The organism is Hymenobacter sp. YIM 151858-1 (assembly GCF_025979705.1).
In the GTDB taxonomy this organism is placed as follows: domain Bacteria; phylum Bacteroidota; class Bacteroidia; order Cytophagales; family Hymenobacteraceae; genus Solirubrum.
In genome coordinates, this window is sequence record NZ_CP110136.1 from 1,533,377 (window position 1) to 1,547,452 (window position 14,076).

The 14,076-nt window shown below is 58.5% G+C and carries 13 protein-coding genes; 12 read left to right on the forward strand and 1 reads right to left on the reverse strand.

What is annotated here, in order from left to right:
- Nucleotides 1–67: 67 nt before the first annotated feature.
- From OIS50_RS06845 to OIS50_RS06885, 9 genes are all read left to right on the forward strand, one after another.
- Nucleotides 68–499 (forward strand): helix-turn-helix domain-containing protein, encoded by a 432-nt coding sequence (locus OIS50_RS06845; protein ID WP_264693574.1) that lies wholly within the window; start codon nucleotides 68–70, stop codon nucleotides 497–499.
- Nucleotides 500–576: 77 nt separating this feature from the next.
- A complete protein-coding gene (locus OIS50_RS06850; protein ID WP_264693575.1) occupies nucleotides 577–1,113 on the forward strand; it encodes a YceD family protein in 537 nt (178 codons plus the stop codon).
- A 48-nt stretch (nucleotides 1,114–1,161) separates the two neighbouring features.
- Nucleotides 1,162–1,383: a 50S ribosomal protein L32 gene (gene rpmF, locus OIS50_RS06855; RefSeq protein WP_059071149.1), complete on the forward strand. Its 222-nt coding sequence runs from the start codon at nucleotides 1,162–1,164 to the stop codon at nucleotides 1,381–1,383.
- Between the two features lie 83 nt (nucleotides 1,384–1,466).
- A complete protein-coding gene (gene plsX / locus OIS50_RS06860; RefSeq protein ID WP_264693576.1) occupies nucleotides 1,467–2,408 on the forward strand; it encodes a phosphate acyltransferase PlsX in 942 nt (313 codons plus the stop codon).
- A gap of 108 nt (nucleotides 2,409–2,516) precedes the next feature.
- A complete protein-coding gene (locus OIS50_RS06865; protein ID WP_264693577.1) occupies nucleotides 2,517–3,530 on the forward strand; it encodes a beta-ketoacyl-ACP synthase III in 1,014 nt (337 codons plus the stop codon).
- A 194-nt stretch (nucleotides 3,531–3,724) separates the two neighbouring features.
- Nucleotides 3,725–4,288, forward strand: coding sequence for an elongation factor P (gene efp / locus OIS50_RS06870; RefSeq protein WP_059071146.1), 564 nt, complete (start codon nucleotides 3,725–3,727; stop codon nucleotides 4,286–4,288).
- Between the two features lie 34 nt (nucleotides 4,289–4,322).
- A complete protein-coding gene (accB, locus tag OIS50_RS06875) occupies nucleotides 4,323–4,823 on the forward strand; it encodes an acetyl-CoA carboxylase biotin carboxyl carrier protein (protein ID WP_264693578.1) in 501 nt (166 codons plus the stop codon).
- A gap of 124 nt (nucleotides 4,824–4,947) precedes the next feature.
- Nucleotides 4,948–6,291, forward strand: a complete 1,344-nt coding sequence (gene accC / locus OIS50_RS06880; protein WP_264693579.1) for an acetyl-CoA carboxylase biotin carboxylase subunit — start codon at nucleotides 4,948–4,950, stop codon at nucleotides 6,289–6,291.
- A 660-nt stretch (nucleotides 6,292–6,951) separates the two neighbouring features.
- Entirely contained in the window at nucleotides 6,952–8,712 is a 1,761-nt protein-coding gene (locus tag OIS50_RS06885) for an alpha-amylase (RefSeq protein ID WP_264693580.1), read from the forward strand.
- A 74-nt stretch (nucleotides 8,713–8,786) separates the two neighbouring features.
- Here the strand turns inward: OIS50_RS06885 and OIS50_RS06890 are convergent, their stop codons facing one another.
- Nucleotides 8,787–9,371, reverse strand: coding sequence for a DUF3109 family protein (locus OIS50_RS06890; protein ID WP_264693581.1), 585 nt, complete (start codon nucleotides 9,369–9,371; stop codon nucleotides 8,787–8,789).
- A 197-nt stretch (nucleotides 9,372–9,568) separates the two neighbouring features.
- Between OIS50_RS06890 and OIS50_RS06895 the strand changes: the two genes are divergently transcribed.
- The 3 genes from OIS50_RS06895 (at nucleotide 9,569) to murA (ending at nucleotide 14,070) form a co-directional block, all read left to right on the forward strand.
- Nucleotides 9,569–11,809, forward strand: a complete 2,241-nt coding sequence (locus tag OIS50_RS06895) for an ATP-dependent helicase (protein WP_264694346.1) — start codon at nucleotides 9,569–9,571, stop codon at nucleotides 11,807–11,809.
- Between the two features lie 225 nt (nucleotides 11,810–12,034).
- Nucleotides 12,035–12,757: a DUF4290 domain-containing protein gene (locus OIS50_RS06900; protein WP_264693582.1), complete on the forward strand. Its 723-nt coding sequence runs from the start codon at nucleotides 12,035–12,037 to the stop codon at nucleotides 12,755–12,757.
- A 5-nt stretch (nucleotides 12,758–12,762) separates the two neighbouring features.
- Nucleotides 12,763–14,070 carry a UDP-N-acetylglucosamine 1-carboxyvinyltransferase gene (gene murA / locus OIS50_RS06905; protein ID WP_264693583.1) on the forward strand — a complete coding sequence of 436 codons (1,308 nt, stop codon included), beginning with the start codon at nucleotides 12,763–12,765 and terminating at the stop codon, nucleotides 14,068–14,070.
- The last annotated feature ends 6 nt before the right edge of the window (nucleotides 14,071–14,076 follow it).

Consider the following 14,076-nt stretch of genomic DNA (forward strand, 5'->3'; position numbering starts at 1 on the left):
TCCCTGCACGAAATAAACTTTCCAAAATCGAAACTTAATTTTTCGATTTGCAATTTTCTCCCCACCTTTGCATTCGGAAAGACTGAGTGCCCTAGGTGGTCATTGCTTCTTTCTCTCGATTTACTTTTCCATGACGCTCAACAACCCTTCAGAATACAAAGCTGCGCTGCGTCGGCTCGACGCTTTGGTAGCAGCCGGTTTTGAGGGCAACGAGGCCTTGGAAGCAGAATTTCGGGAGCTGGTAGTTGCCATCGACGCGTACGAAGACCAGCTTGGCCTGATGCCAATTCCTACTCTGCCCGCCACCCTAGCCGACATGATCGAGCTGAAGCGGCAGCAGATGCGGCTAAAGCAAAAGGAGCTGGCCGAGCTCTTGGAAGTGCCTGCCGGGCGCTTGTCGCAGATTCTCAGCGGCAAACGCCGCGTAACGCTCGACCTCGCCAAGAAGCTCTACGAACGCCTTGGAATCAGCCCCGAGTTCATTCTCAAGAAGGCCTGATTTCAGCCTAAAAGCCACTGTTTCATTCCCTGTGCGGCAAATAATAGCTAGTTTTGCCGCCTGCTAAAAAGCAACCCGTGAAAAAGGACACGCAATACGATTTGCAAATAGCCGCGCTTAGCGAGAAAACGCACGAGTACGTTTTCGACCTGGGCACGGACTTTTTCGAGCAATTCGACCAGACGCTGATTCCGGACGGCAAGCTGCGGGCCGATGTGACGCTCGATAAAACCGCGCAGCGCATCGTGCTCGATATCCACATCCAAGGCACCGTGAAGCTCATCTGCGACCGGAGCCTCGACGAGTACGATCAGCCCATCGACGTGACGCACCAACTGCTGGTGCGCTTCGGCGACCACGAGGCCGAGCTCGACGAGGATGTGCTGCAAATCACGCCCGATACGCAGACGCTGCCCCTGGCTCAGCACTTTTTCGATTACATCGGGCTGGCTATTCCGATGAAGAAGCTGCACCCGCGCTTCCAGGACGAGCCCGACGAAAACCCCGACGCCGACGCCAAGCTCATCTACTCGACGGGCAATGCGTCCGACGACGACGATGACGACGAGGATGCCGGCGACCCACGCTGGAACGCGCTGCGCAACCTCAACTAGTTTTTCCTGCTGACACTTTTCTTTTTGTTTTAATACCCACTTTCACTCATGGCACACCCCAAACGACGCGTCTCCGCCGTTCGCCGCGACAAGCGTCGCACCCACTACAAACTCGACGCTAAAGCAGTTTCTGTTTGCCAAACCACTGGCGAACTGCACCTGCGCCACCGCGCTTACGTAGTGGACGGTGACCTGTACCTCAACGGTAAAATCGCGGTTAAGAACTACGCTCCCGTAGCTTCGGCCGCCGCTTCAACCGACGAGGAATAACCTAGCCTCTCCTTCCTGACCGGCGGCCGACATTCGGCCGCCGGTTTCAGTTATAACCGCCGACTGTTCTTCATTCTGCTTTCATGAAAATAGCCCTCGACGCAATGGGGGGCGACTTCGCCCCTCAAGCTGCCGTGGACGGCGCCGTACTGGCCGCTGCAAAGCTGGCCGGCAAGGCCCATATCGTGCTCATTGGCCAGGAAGAGGCCGTGCGGCCCTTATTGGAGGCCCACGGCGAAGCCGCTGCCGCACTGGAGCTGGTAAACGCCTCCCAAATCATCCAGATGGGTGAGCACCCGGCCAAAGCCTACCAACAAAAGCAGGACTCGAGCATTGCCGTAGGTTACCGGATGCTGCACGCCGGCGAGGTAGAGGCTTTTTGCTCGGCTGGCAACACGGGCGCAATGCTGGTGGGCGCCATGTTCAGCGTTAAGCCCGTACCCGGTGTACTGCGCCCCGCCATTGCCAACTTCGTTCCGAAGGAGCACGGCGGCTTTGGCATTATGCTCGACGTAGGTGCCAACGCCGAATGCAAGCCCGAAATGCTGGAGCAATTCGGCGAGCTAGGTTCGCTGTATGCGCAGTACGTGCTGGGTATTGAGAAGCCCACCGTGGGCCTCATGAACCTAGGCGAGGAAGAAGGCAAAGGCACTACCCTCACGCAGCAGGCGCACCAGCTGCTGAAAGTAAACCCCCACATTCACTTTATCGGCAACATCGAAGGACGCGACCTGTTCAACGACAAAGCCGACGTGATTGTGTGCGACGGTTTCACGGGCAACGTTGTGCTGAAAATGGCCGAGTCGGTGTACGAGTTGCTGGCTGACCGCAACATGCACGACCCCTTCTTCGACAAGTTTAATTACGAGTCGGTAGGCGGGTCGCCCATTCTGGGTATCAACGACAACGCTATTATTGGCCACGGCGTAAGCACGCCCTTGGCCATTTGCAACATGCTGCTGCAAGGCTACCAAATGGCCCACTCGGGCATTGCCGAGCAAATCAAGAGCACGTTCAAATCGTAATGCGGAATTAAATTCGCTTGTAAGTCCGGCCCTGAGGGCCGGACTTTTTGTTACCTTGGCGGCCGTTTTACTTGCCAGTTTCTCTCCGCCGCTTTTTAATCCTTTGCAATGAAGCTGACCGCTGCCATCACCGGCGTAGGCGCCTACGTACCCGATTACGTCCTGACCAACAAGGAGCTCGAAACCCTTGTTGAGACGAACGACGAATGGATTCAATCCCGTACGGGCATCTCCGAACGTCGCATCCTGAAAGGTGAAAACCAAGGCACCTCGGTGATGGGCATCAAAGCCGTTGAGCAGTTGCTGCAAAAAACCGGCACCCGTCCCGAGGATATTGACCTGCTGATTTGCGCCACCACCACCCCCGACCTAGTGTTTCCGGCAACGGCCAACATCATTTCGGCGGCCGTAGGCCTCAGCAAAGCCTTCAGCTTCGATATGCAGGCGGCCTGCTCGGGCTTCCTGTTCGCCCTGGCCACCGGCGCTTCGTTCATCAAGGCCGGTACCTACCGTAAGGTAATTGTGGTAGGCGCCGACAAGATGTCGAGCATCGTCGACTACTCCGACCGCGCCACCTGCATCATCTTCGGCGACGGCGCCGGGGCCGTGCTCCTCGAACCAAATACCGACGGCCTAGGTCTGCTCGATCAGGAACTGCACTCCGATGGTTCGGGTGAGCCGTTCCTGCACCAGAAAGCCGGTGGCTCGCGCCGTCCGCCGTCTGCCGAAACTGTTGCCAACCGTGAGCATTTCGTGTACCAGGAAGGCGCAACGGTTTACAAGTTCGCCGTGAAAGGCATGGCCGATGTTGCCGCCCAGGTGGCCGAGCGCAACAGCCTCACCCCCGATACCATCGATTGGCTGGTGCCACACCAGGCCAACAAGCGCATCATTGATGCCACGGCGCAGCGCGTAGGCATCGGGGCCGATAAGGTGATGCTGAACATTCAGAAGTACGGCAACACCACCAACGCCACCATTCCGCTGTGCCTGGCCGATTACGAAAGCCAGTTGCGCAAAGGAAACAACCTGATTTTCGCGGCGTTTGGGGGCGGCTTCACCTGGGGCTCGTTGTACCTGAAATGGGCCTACGACCCCAAGCCCGATCCACAGAACGCCTGACCTAGGGCGGCCTGACGCGGAAAACTCCTATACTTGCACCCCCGACGTGCCGCCCCGCCACTCAACGGGTCGGCACGTTTTGTTTCCATCCAAAACACCTAGTAACTGCTACTTAAGCAGTTGGTACAAAATCCGGAGTTTCCATCCGGCCTCTCCACACAACACCTCGATTTCCCACATTTCTTTCCCCAGCAATGGCAACCACCGCGGATTTTCGCAATGGTCTCGTTCTTAACTACAACGGCGACCTGCACGTCATCACGGAATTCCAGCACGTAAAGCCGGGCAAAGGCCCTGCTTTTGTGCGCACCAAAATGCGCAACATCAAAACCGGTAAGGTTATCGACAACACCTTTAACGCAGGTGTAAAAGTTGAAACCGCCCGCGTAGAGCAGCGCCCCCACCAATTCCTGTACAAAGACGACTACGGTTACAACTTCATGGACAACAGCAGCTTTGAGCAGGTAACCCTGCCCGAAGCCATGGTGCCGTTTGCCGACCTGATGAAGGAAGGCCAGGAAGTAACCATCCTGTTCCACGCCGAAACCGAACAGCCCCTCACGGCCGAACTACCCGCTTTTGTTGAGCTGGTGGTTACCTACACCGAGCCGGGCCTGCGCGGCGACACGGCTACCAACACCCTGAAGCCGGCCATCGTGGAAACGGGCGCCCGCATCCAGGTACCGCTGTTCATCGATCAAGACCAGAAAATCCGCGTCGACACCCGCGACTACACTTATGTCGAAAGAGTCAAATAAGGACAAGGTGCCGCAAAAGCCCTCCCCCGCTGCCATGAAAGCCAAAGAACTGCAAGAGCTGATCGACTTCATCGCGAAGTCGGGTCTGAACAAAGTCAACATCGAAACCGAGGAGTTTAAAATCTCGGTACAGCGCGAGCCCAACACCAAAGTGCTGAGCGTAGGCGGCGCCCCCGCGCAGCATGCCCCCGCCCCGGCTGCGGCACCGGCTCCGCAGGCTGCTCCGGTAGCCGCTCCGGCCCCACAGGCGGCCGCTCCGGCCGCTGCGCCCGCCGAGGCTCCGGCCGCCAGCAACACCGTAGCGCTGAAGGCCCCGATGATTGGCACGTTCTACCGCTCGAGCAGCCCCGACAACCCGCCTTTCGTAGGCGTGGGCGACGTGGTAGAGCAGGGTCAGGTGATTTGTATCATCGAAGCCATGAAGCTCTTCAACGAGATTGAAGCCGAGCAACGCGGCCGCATCGTGAAAGTAATGGTCGACAACGCTTCGCCCGTGGAGTACGACCAGCCGCTGTTCCTCATCGAGCCGATGTAATCTGGCTAATTATGAATTATGAATTATGAATTGTGAATTGACAGGCAGCCCGTTTGCCAGGTGCTCCCGGTTGGTTTGGGTAATTCATAATTCATAATTCTTAATTCATAATTCTCAACGAACTGTGTTCAAGAAAATACTCATTGCCAACCGCGGCGAAATTGCGCTTCGCGTAATTCGCACCTGCCGCGAAATGGGCATCAAGACGGTGGCTGTTTACTCGACCGCCGATAAGGAAAGCCTGCACGTGCGCTTCGCCGACGAAGCCGTGTGCATCGGGCCGGCGCCCTCGCGCGACTCGTACCTGAACATTCCGAACCTGATTGCCGCCGCCGAAATCACGAACGCCGATGCCATTCACCCGGGCTACGGCTTCTTGTCGGAAAACGCGGAGTTCTCGCGCATCTGCCGCGAAAACGGCATCAAGTTCATCGGGGCCTCGCCGGAGATGATCAACTCCATGGGCGACAAAGCCTCGGCTAAGGACACGATGAAGAAGGCCGGCGTACCCACCATTCCGGGTTCCGATGGCCTGCTCGATTCGCTGGAGCAAGGCAAAAAGGTAGCGCTCGAAATCAAGTACCCGGTTATCCTGAAGGCTACGGCCGGCGGCGGTGGGCGCGGCATGCGCATCATCAAGAGCGAAGAGGAGTTCGAGAAAGCCTGGAACGACGCCCGCACCGAAGCCAAAGCCGCGTTCGGCAACGACGGCGTGTACCTGGAGAAGTTTGTGGAGGAACCCCGCCACATCGAAATCCAAGTCGCCGGCGACCAGTTTGGCACTGTGTGCCACCTTTCGGAGCGCGACTGCTCCATTCAGCGCCGCCACCAGAAGCTGGTTGAAGAAGCGCCTTCGCCCTTCATGACGCCGGAGCTGCGCGAGAAAATGGGCCAGGCCGCCATTGCCGGCGCTGCCTCTATCGGCTACGAAGGCGTGGGCACCATCGAGTTCCTGGTTGACAAGAACCGCGACTTCTACTTCATGGAGATGAACACCCGCATTCAGGTGGAGCACCCCGTGACGGAAGAGGTAATCAACTTCGACCTCATCAAGGAGCAAATCAAGGTAGCGGCCGGTATTCCGATTTCGGGCAAAAACTACATGCCCAAGCTGCACGCCATGGAGTGCCGCATCAACGCCGAAGACCCCACGAAGGACTTCCGCCCTTCGCCCGGCAAAATCACGGTGCTGCACATCCCCGGCGGCCACGGCGTGCGCGTGGATACCCACGTGTATGCGGGCTACCAGATTCCGCCGAACTACGACTCGATGATTGCCAAGCTCATCACCGTGGCGCAAACTCGCGAGGAGTGCGTGGTGAAAATGAAGCGCGCCCTGTCGGAGTTCGTGGTGGAAGGCATCAAAACCACCATTCCCTTCCACCTGAAGCTGATGGACAACGAGGATTTCAAGGCCGGTAACTTCACCACGAAGTTCCTGGAGTCGTTTGACTTCTCGACGCTGTAAACCTGCTCAGAGCGGCATACACAAGTAACGCCCGGCCTAGTTGGCCGGGCGTTTTTTTATGCACGCACCTAGGCGCTTTGCTTAGCGTGAGGTAGCGCGTACGGGCGCAGTGCTGTGACACAGGCGCAAAACAGGCAAGCCCTAGGTGGCCATGATCAATAAGCCGGACAGGAGCCAATGGCAAAAGCTGGGTTGGGGGAGCAGTGACTGCGCCATACGGCAGCTTCAGAGCCTACCCAAAACCGTTTGGCAAACCACCGCGGAAGGGCCACTACCCAGCGGGGTGCCCAGCTGGTGCGCCCGACGGCGACCTAGGGCCGCGGGCTACGTGGCAGTGCTACCTGCCAGCATCATCCCTAGCGCAGCTTGTCCCTCCTACTCGACCAATGCGGTCTTCGGCAGCCAGCGCTCGGGCATAAACCTGAAAAAAAGTGCGTTGCCTTTTCTGAAGAATGAATGTAACCGGAAGGCATTTTCAGCCGGATATGAATTGTATTATACCTGGCTTAAAGCCTCCGCAATCCTTACCAATGTTGTGTTATTTATTTAAAGTTTTAAAAAGATGCTACATATTTGACCACCACTATACTAACCAAACCAAAACATCAGATGGTGAAACAACTAGCAGCCGCCGCATGGCTACTGGCTGCAGGAAGCCTGTTGTCTTCCTGCAACAAAGACGCTACCCAAGCGGTACAGCCCCGGGTAGCCGCAGCATCCAGCTCCAACTCGGCCGTAGCCGTGAACGGGGTAATGATGCAGGGTTTTTACTGGGATGTGCCCCGCACCACACCCGCGGGCACTTGGTGGCAAAACCTGGGCAGCAAAGCCGCCGAGCTGAAGGCTGCCGGCATTACGGCCATTTGGCTGCCGCCAGCCTATAAAGGCGGCAGCGCCACCGACGTTGGCTACGGCGTGTACGACCGCTACGACCTAGGCGAGTTCAACCAGAAGGGCACGGTGGCCACGCGCTACGGCACCATCAGCCAGCTGCAGTCGGCTATTTCCTCGCTCAAAGGCCAGGGCATTCAGGTATACGAGGACATCGTGATGAACCACCTGACCTGGGCCGATGCGCAGGAAACCGTGAACGGCAACCTGGTGTACACCCGGTTTAACTACCCCGGCCGCGGCAGCACCTACAGCAGCTACCGCTGGAGCTCCGCCAACTTTACGGGCACGCAGCAGGCACCCAACAACGGCTGGTACCAGTGGAAAAGCTGGGACTTTCAGCCCTACGCCAACAACGACGCATACGACAACCTGCTGGGCTCGGAAATTCAGTACAACGGCAACCCGGCCAACCAAACCGAAACCATTAACTGGGGCAACTGGCTGACCACCAAGCTGCAGCTCGACGGCTACCGCCTCGATGCCACCAAGCACATTTACACGCCCTACGTAAACCAGTGGCTGGATGCGGTGAAGGGCACGAGCGGCCGCTTTGCCGTGAGTGAGGCCTGGTTCCGGAACCTGCAGGAGCTGCGCAACTACGCCGCCGCTACCGGCGGGCGCACCAGCCTCTTCGACGTGCCGCTGCACTACACCTTCCAGGACATGAGCAACGGCAACGGCGCCTGGGATATGCGCGGGCTGCAGTTTGCGGGCTTTACCGAGTCGAACCCCACGCTGTCGGTATCGTTTGTCGACAACCACGACACCGACCACCAGGGCGGCGCCCTGTACTCGCCCGTGGTGAACCTGAAGATGCTGGCCTATGCCTACATCCTGACGCGCGCCAACGGCTACCCCTGCGTGTACTACCGCGACTACTACGAGTACGGCCTGGGTCCGCAAATCAAGCAGCTGATTGACATTCGGCGGGCCAACGGCTACGGTGCCGGCGCCGAGTACACCAGCGCCAACGACGCCGACGTGTACGCCTACTCGCGCGCCGGCGACGGCACCCGCCCCGGCTTGCTGCTGCTGCTGAACGACGGCTCCACGGCCCGCACCAAAACCCTGACCACGCCCTTCAAGAACGCTACCCTTACGGACAAAACCGGCAACCGCACCGGCACCGTTACCACCGATGCCAACGGTACCGGCAACTTCCCGGTAAATGCGCGCAGCTACTCGGTATGGGTGCCCGGCAGCGGCAGCACCACGCCCCCGCCGCCCAGCACCACCACCACGGCCGTAACGTTTCAGGTGAACTACAGCAACACCGTGAGCGGGCAGGATGTGTACGTAATCGGCAGCACGGCGCAGCTGGGCAGCTGGAATACGGCCAACGCCATTAAGCTGAGCGGCGCCGCCTGGCCCACGTGGCGCGGCACCATCAACCTGACCAGCGGCACGGCCGTGCAGTACAAATACATTCGCAAGGACGGCGCTGGCAACGTGCTGTGGGAAGGCGGCTCCAACCGCGCCTTTACCCCCACCGGCACCAGCGTAACCCGCACCGATACCTGGCAGTAATTGCCTGCGTTGGCGCATAAAAAAAGGCCGGCTACGAGCGTAGCCGGCCTTTTTTGTTTCTGGGCTTTTGGCACCTAGGCCTGCGGCCCGGCGGCTTTGGGCTGCTCGATTTCCTGCACCAGCTCCTGGTACCACCCCTCGCCGTATTTGCGGATGAGTGGCTCCTTCAGGAATTTATACACCGGCACACCCAGCTGCGCCCCGAAGGCACAGGCCGGGTTGCAGATTTCCCAGCGTTCATAATTCAGCGCCTCAAACTCGTCGTACTTGCTGATGCGGATGGGATACAGGTGGCAGCTGATGGGCTTTTTGAAGGTGGTGGCACCGGCCAGGTACGCCTGCTCGATGCCGCACTTCAGAATGCCGCGCTCGTCGTACAGCGCGTAAGCGCACTCCCGGTTATCAATGGTGGTGGTGCTGTAGTCGCCTTCCCAGTCTTTGATGTAGAGCCCCTGTTGCTCAATGGCATAGCGGCCACCTAGGGTCAGGAAAGGCTTGATCTTGTCGTACTCCTGCTCCAGAATGCGCAGCTCCTCTTCTTCGAGCGGAGCGCCTAGGTCGCCCTCCACGCAGCAGGCGCCTTTGCAGCGCTCGAGGTTGCACACGAAGAACTGGTCGCGGACATCGTCGGAAACGATGGTATTCTGGATGACAATCATCGGAGTAGGCAAAAGCGAACCGCAAAGATACAGCGGCAGATTCGGTGTGGAACACCTGAGCCGGAGCTGAAGTTCGCCTAGGTAAGCCAGATGCCCTATTGGCCGAGCACCTAAACCACATTCCCTTTCCCCCGGCGGAGCTTTCGGCTTACCTTTGTTGTTTAGCCTGTAATCGGGCTACGAGAAAGCGAATGGCACTGGATTATCTGAACTTACTGAACGAGTCGCAGCGCGGCGCGGTGTTGCACACCGAAGGCCCGGCGATGATTATTGCGGGTGCGGGTTCGGGCAAAACGCGGGTACTTACTTACCGCATTGCTCACTTGCTGGAGAAGGGTGTCGACCCGTTCAACATCCTGGCCCTTACGTTTACCAACAAGGCCGCTCGCGAAATGCGGGCCCGTATTGAGAAGGTTGTTGGCCCCGAGGCGAAGAACCTTTGGATGGGCACCTTCCACAGCATCTTTGCGCGTATTCTGCGTTCGGAAGCCGATAAGCTGGGCTACCCGCGCCACTTCACTATTTACGATACGCAGGACACCAAAACCCTCGTTTCGCAGATCGTGAAGGAGCTCGATCTTGACGACAAGCTCTATAAGCCGAGTACCGTCTTGGGTAGGATTTCGGCGGCCAAGAACAAGCTTATTTCGGTGCAGCAGTACCTGAATGACCCCGTAATCCGGCAGGACGACGAGGCCGCCATGCGCCCCAAGATTGGGGTAATTTACCAGCAGTACCAGCAGCGCTGCTTTAAGGCCGGCGCCATGGACTTCGACGACCTGCTGTACCAAACCAACGTGCTGTTCAAGGACCACCCCGATGCCCTGAACAAGTACCAGAATATATTCCACTACGTGATGGTGGACGAGTACCAGGATACCAACTACTCGCAGTACCTCATCACGCGGAAGCTCTCGGCCAAGAACCGCAACATCTGCGTGGTGGGCGACGACGCGCAAAGCATTTACGCCTTCCGCGGCGCCGATATTCAGAACATTCTCAACTTCGAGAAGGACTACCCCGAGCTGGCCATCTTCAAGCTGGAGCAGAACTACCGCTCCACCAAGAACATCGTAAAGGCGGCCAACTCGGTAATCAAGAACAACCAGGCGCAGCTGCGCAAAAGCGTTTTCTCCGACAACGAGGAAGGCCCGCGCATCGAGGTGATTCGGGCGGCTTCGGACAACGAAGAAGGCAAGCTGGTGGCCAACGGCATCTACGAGGACAAGATGAACCACCATCTGTCCTACGAAGACTTTGCCATCCTGTACCGCACCAACGCCCAGAGCCGCGCCATGGAAGAAGCCCTGCGCAAGCTCAACATCAAGTACAAGATTGTGGGCGGCCTGAGCTTTTACCAGCGCAAGGAAATCAAGGACCTCGTAGCCTACCTGCGCCTCACCGTAAACCCCAACGACGAGCAGGCCTTGCGCCGCGTAATCAACTACCCCAAGCGCGGCATCGGCGACACCACCATCAGCAAGCTGATTAACGCGGCTGACGAGGCGAACGAAACGCTGTGGGACGTGGTGGCCAACGCCGAGAAGTTCTTGCCGGCGCGCGTGTCGAATCCCGTGGTGGGCTTTGCCGAGCAGATTAAGAGCTACGCCGTGGTGGCCGCTAAAGACGACGCCTTCGAAGCTGCCAAGTTCATTGCCAAAAACTCCGGCATGATCGAGGACCTGTATGCCGATAAGAGCATCGAGGGCCTTTCGCGCTACGAGAACATTCAGGAACTGCTGAACGGTATCAAGGAGTACGTCGACGACCCCGAACGCGAGGACAAGTCGTTGGCTTCGTTCCTGCAGGACATTGCCCTGGTAACCGATACCGACCTGAAGGATGCCAAAGACGACGGCGAGTCGGTTACGCTGATGACCATTCACTCGGCTAAAGGTCTGGAGTTCCGCAACGTGTATATCGTGGGCATGGAGGAAAACCTCTTCCCGTCCCAAATGATGATTACGTCGCGGGCCGACCTGGAGGAAGAGCGCCGCCTGTTTTACGTGGCTATTACGCGCGCCGAGAAGAAGTTAACCCTAAGCTACGCCACCTCGCGCTACCAGTGGGGCAACCTGCGCAGCTGCGAGAAAAGCCGTTTCATCGACGAAATCGACCCCTCGTACGTCGACTTTAAGTACGGCACCGAGGAAAGCCCCTTTGCTCCGGTGCTGGAGCGCCGCTCCAACCTGGTAGGTGCCCAGAAGATCAAGCCCGCTGCCGCTCCGGTGAAGCCCTACGTGCCCTCGGCCGACTTTAAGCCTTCGGACACGAGCAACCTGGCCGCGGGCAATAAAGTAGAGCACCCCAAGTTTGGCTTTGGCACCGTTTCGAAGGTGGAAACCCAAGCCGGCCAGACCAAAGCCACCATTCAGTTTGAGGGGGGCGTGGGCGAGAAGACGTTGTTGCTGAGCTTCGCTAAGCTGCGGATTCTGTAAGCCTGCCGCGTACAAAAATTACTTTCGCTTCGGATTGGTGGCTGGCGCCTCGGTGCCAGCCACCAATCCGAAGCGAAAGCGCGGAGCGATACACTAAGTACCGAACCCGCGCAACTGCCGTATATTTAGCACTTCAAATGGCCGAGCTGTTTTGCCAGGCCTCTCGGTTGGCTTACTTGCTCAGCTGAGCCCCCTCGGGCCGCCGAAGTCTTTCTTGACCTACCCATGACTGAAACCCTCCCTCCGCAGCTCCAGCTGCTGGTGCGCGAATACGGCCATAACACCTACCAGCTGGCCCAAACGCTGCTCACGCTGGAAGACCGCGCCGAGCGCACGAAGCGTGCCCAGCAGGTAGTGCAGCTGATGTTTCGCCTGAACCCGGGCGTGCGCGAGCAGCAGGACTACCAGCACAAGCTCTGGAACCACCTCTACGCCATGACCGGCAACCAGCTGGACGTGGACGCGCCTTTCCCGCTGACTGGCCTCGATCAGTTTAACCAGAAACCCAAGCCCCTTGCCTACCCCAGCAAGGCGCCCAAGCTGCGCCCCTACGGCAAAAACGTAGAGGAGCTTATTGCCAAGGCCACCGAGATTGAGGATGCCACCGAGCGCGAGCAGGCAGCCCTTTCCGTTGGCCGGGTGATGAAGTTCTTATACCGCATGCACAGCAAGGATGTGCCGAAGGATGTAACCATTCTGAAGCACCTGAAAGACCTTTCGGGTGGCAAGCTGGTACTCGATATCAACCAGCTTGAAACCTTAGGTGGCCTCGATACCATCGCCGGCGCTGCCCCTGCCGGGGCCGGGCGTGGCGGCGCCTTTGTGGTGCAACAACCACGGGCCGAGCGTGGCGACCGTGAACAGCGCCGCGGCGGTGGTAAAAACGACCGCCGCGACAAGCGCCGGGGCAAAAAAGGAGGACGCGACCAGCAACAACCGCCGCAATAGAGTACATGTCAGCAGCTTTTGAAGTAATCGGCGGGCAACCGCTACGCGGCGAAATCGTGCCGCAAGGAGCCAAAAACGAGGCTCTGCAAATTATTTGTGCCGTGCTCCTGACCTCGGAGCCGGTTACCATTTCCAACATCCCGGACATTCGCGACGTCAACAAGCTCATAGAGCTGCTGGCCGACATGGGCGTGAAGGTGGAGCGCCTGGGTGCCGATACCTACCGCTTTCAGGCCGACGACGTGAACATCGACTACCTCGACACGCCGGCGTTTGTGAAGCAGGCGCGCGAGCTGCGCGGCTCGGTCATGATTTTGGGCCCCATGCTGGCTCGCTTCGGCAAGTGCCAGCTGCCCAAGCCCGGCGGCGACAAAATCGGCCGTCGTCCGCTCGATACCCACTTTGTAGGCCTGCAAAAGCTGGGCGGCGAGCTAAAGGTAGAGGGCACCGATTTCTACAAGATTTCGACTCCGGGCAAGCTGCACGGCGCCCACATGCTGCTCGATGAGGCCTCCGTTACCGGCACAGCCAACATTGTGATGGGCGCGGTACTGGCCGAAGGCACTACCACCATTTACAACGCCGCCTGCGAGCCTTACTTGCAGCAGTTGTGCAAAATGATGGTGCGCATGGGTGCCAACATTCAGGGCATCGGTTCGAATCTGCTTACCATCGAAGGCGTGGAGCGCCTCGGTGGCACCGAGCACCGCATGCTGCCCGACATGATCGAGATTGGCTCGTTTATCGGCCTGGCGGCCATGACGGGTTCGGAAATCACCATTAAAGACTGCCAGATTCCGGAGCTCGGCCTCATCCCCGATACCTTCCGCAAGCTGGGTATCAAGCTGGAGTACCGCGGCGACGACATCTTTGTGCCGGCCCAGGACCGCTACGAAATTGCCACGTACCTCGACGGCTCCATTCTTACCATCTCCGACCACACTTGGCCCGGCTTCACGCCCGATTTGCTGAGTATTGCGCTGGTGGTAGCTACCCAGGCCAAAGGCACCGTGCTCATTCACCAGAAGATGTTTGAGTCGCGTCTGTTCTTCGTGGACAAGCTCATCGACATGGGCGCGCAAATCACCCTCTGCGACCCGCACCGTGCCATCGTTATCGGCCTTGACAAGCGCCACGCCCTGCGCGGCATTACCATGACCTCGCCCGATATTCGCGCTGGTGTGGCTCTGCTGATTGCCGCGCTGTCGGCTGAGGGCAAGAGCACCATCCTGAACGTAGAGCAAATCGACCGCGGCTACCAGAACATCGACGGCCGCCTGCAAGCCCTAGGTGCGCAAATCAAGCGCGTATAAAAGGGC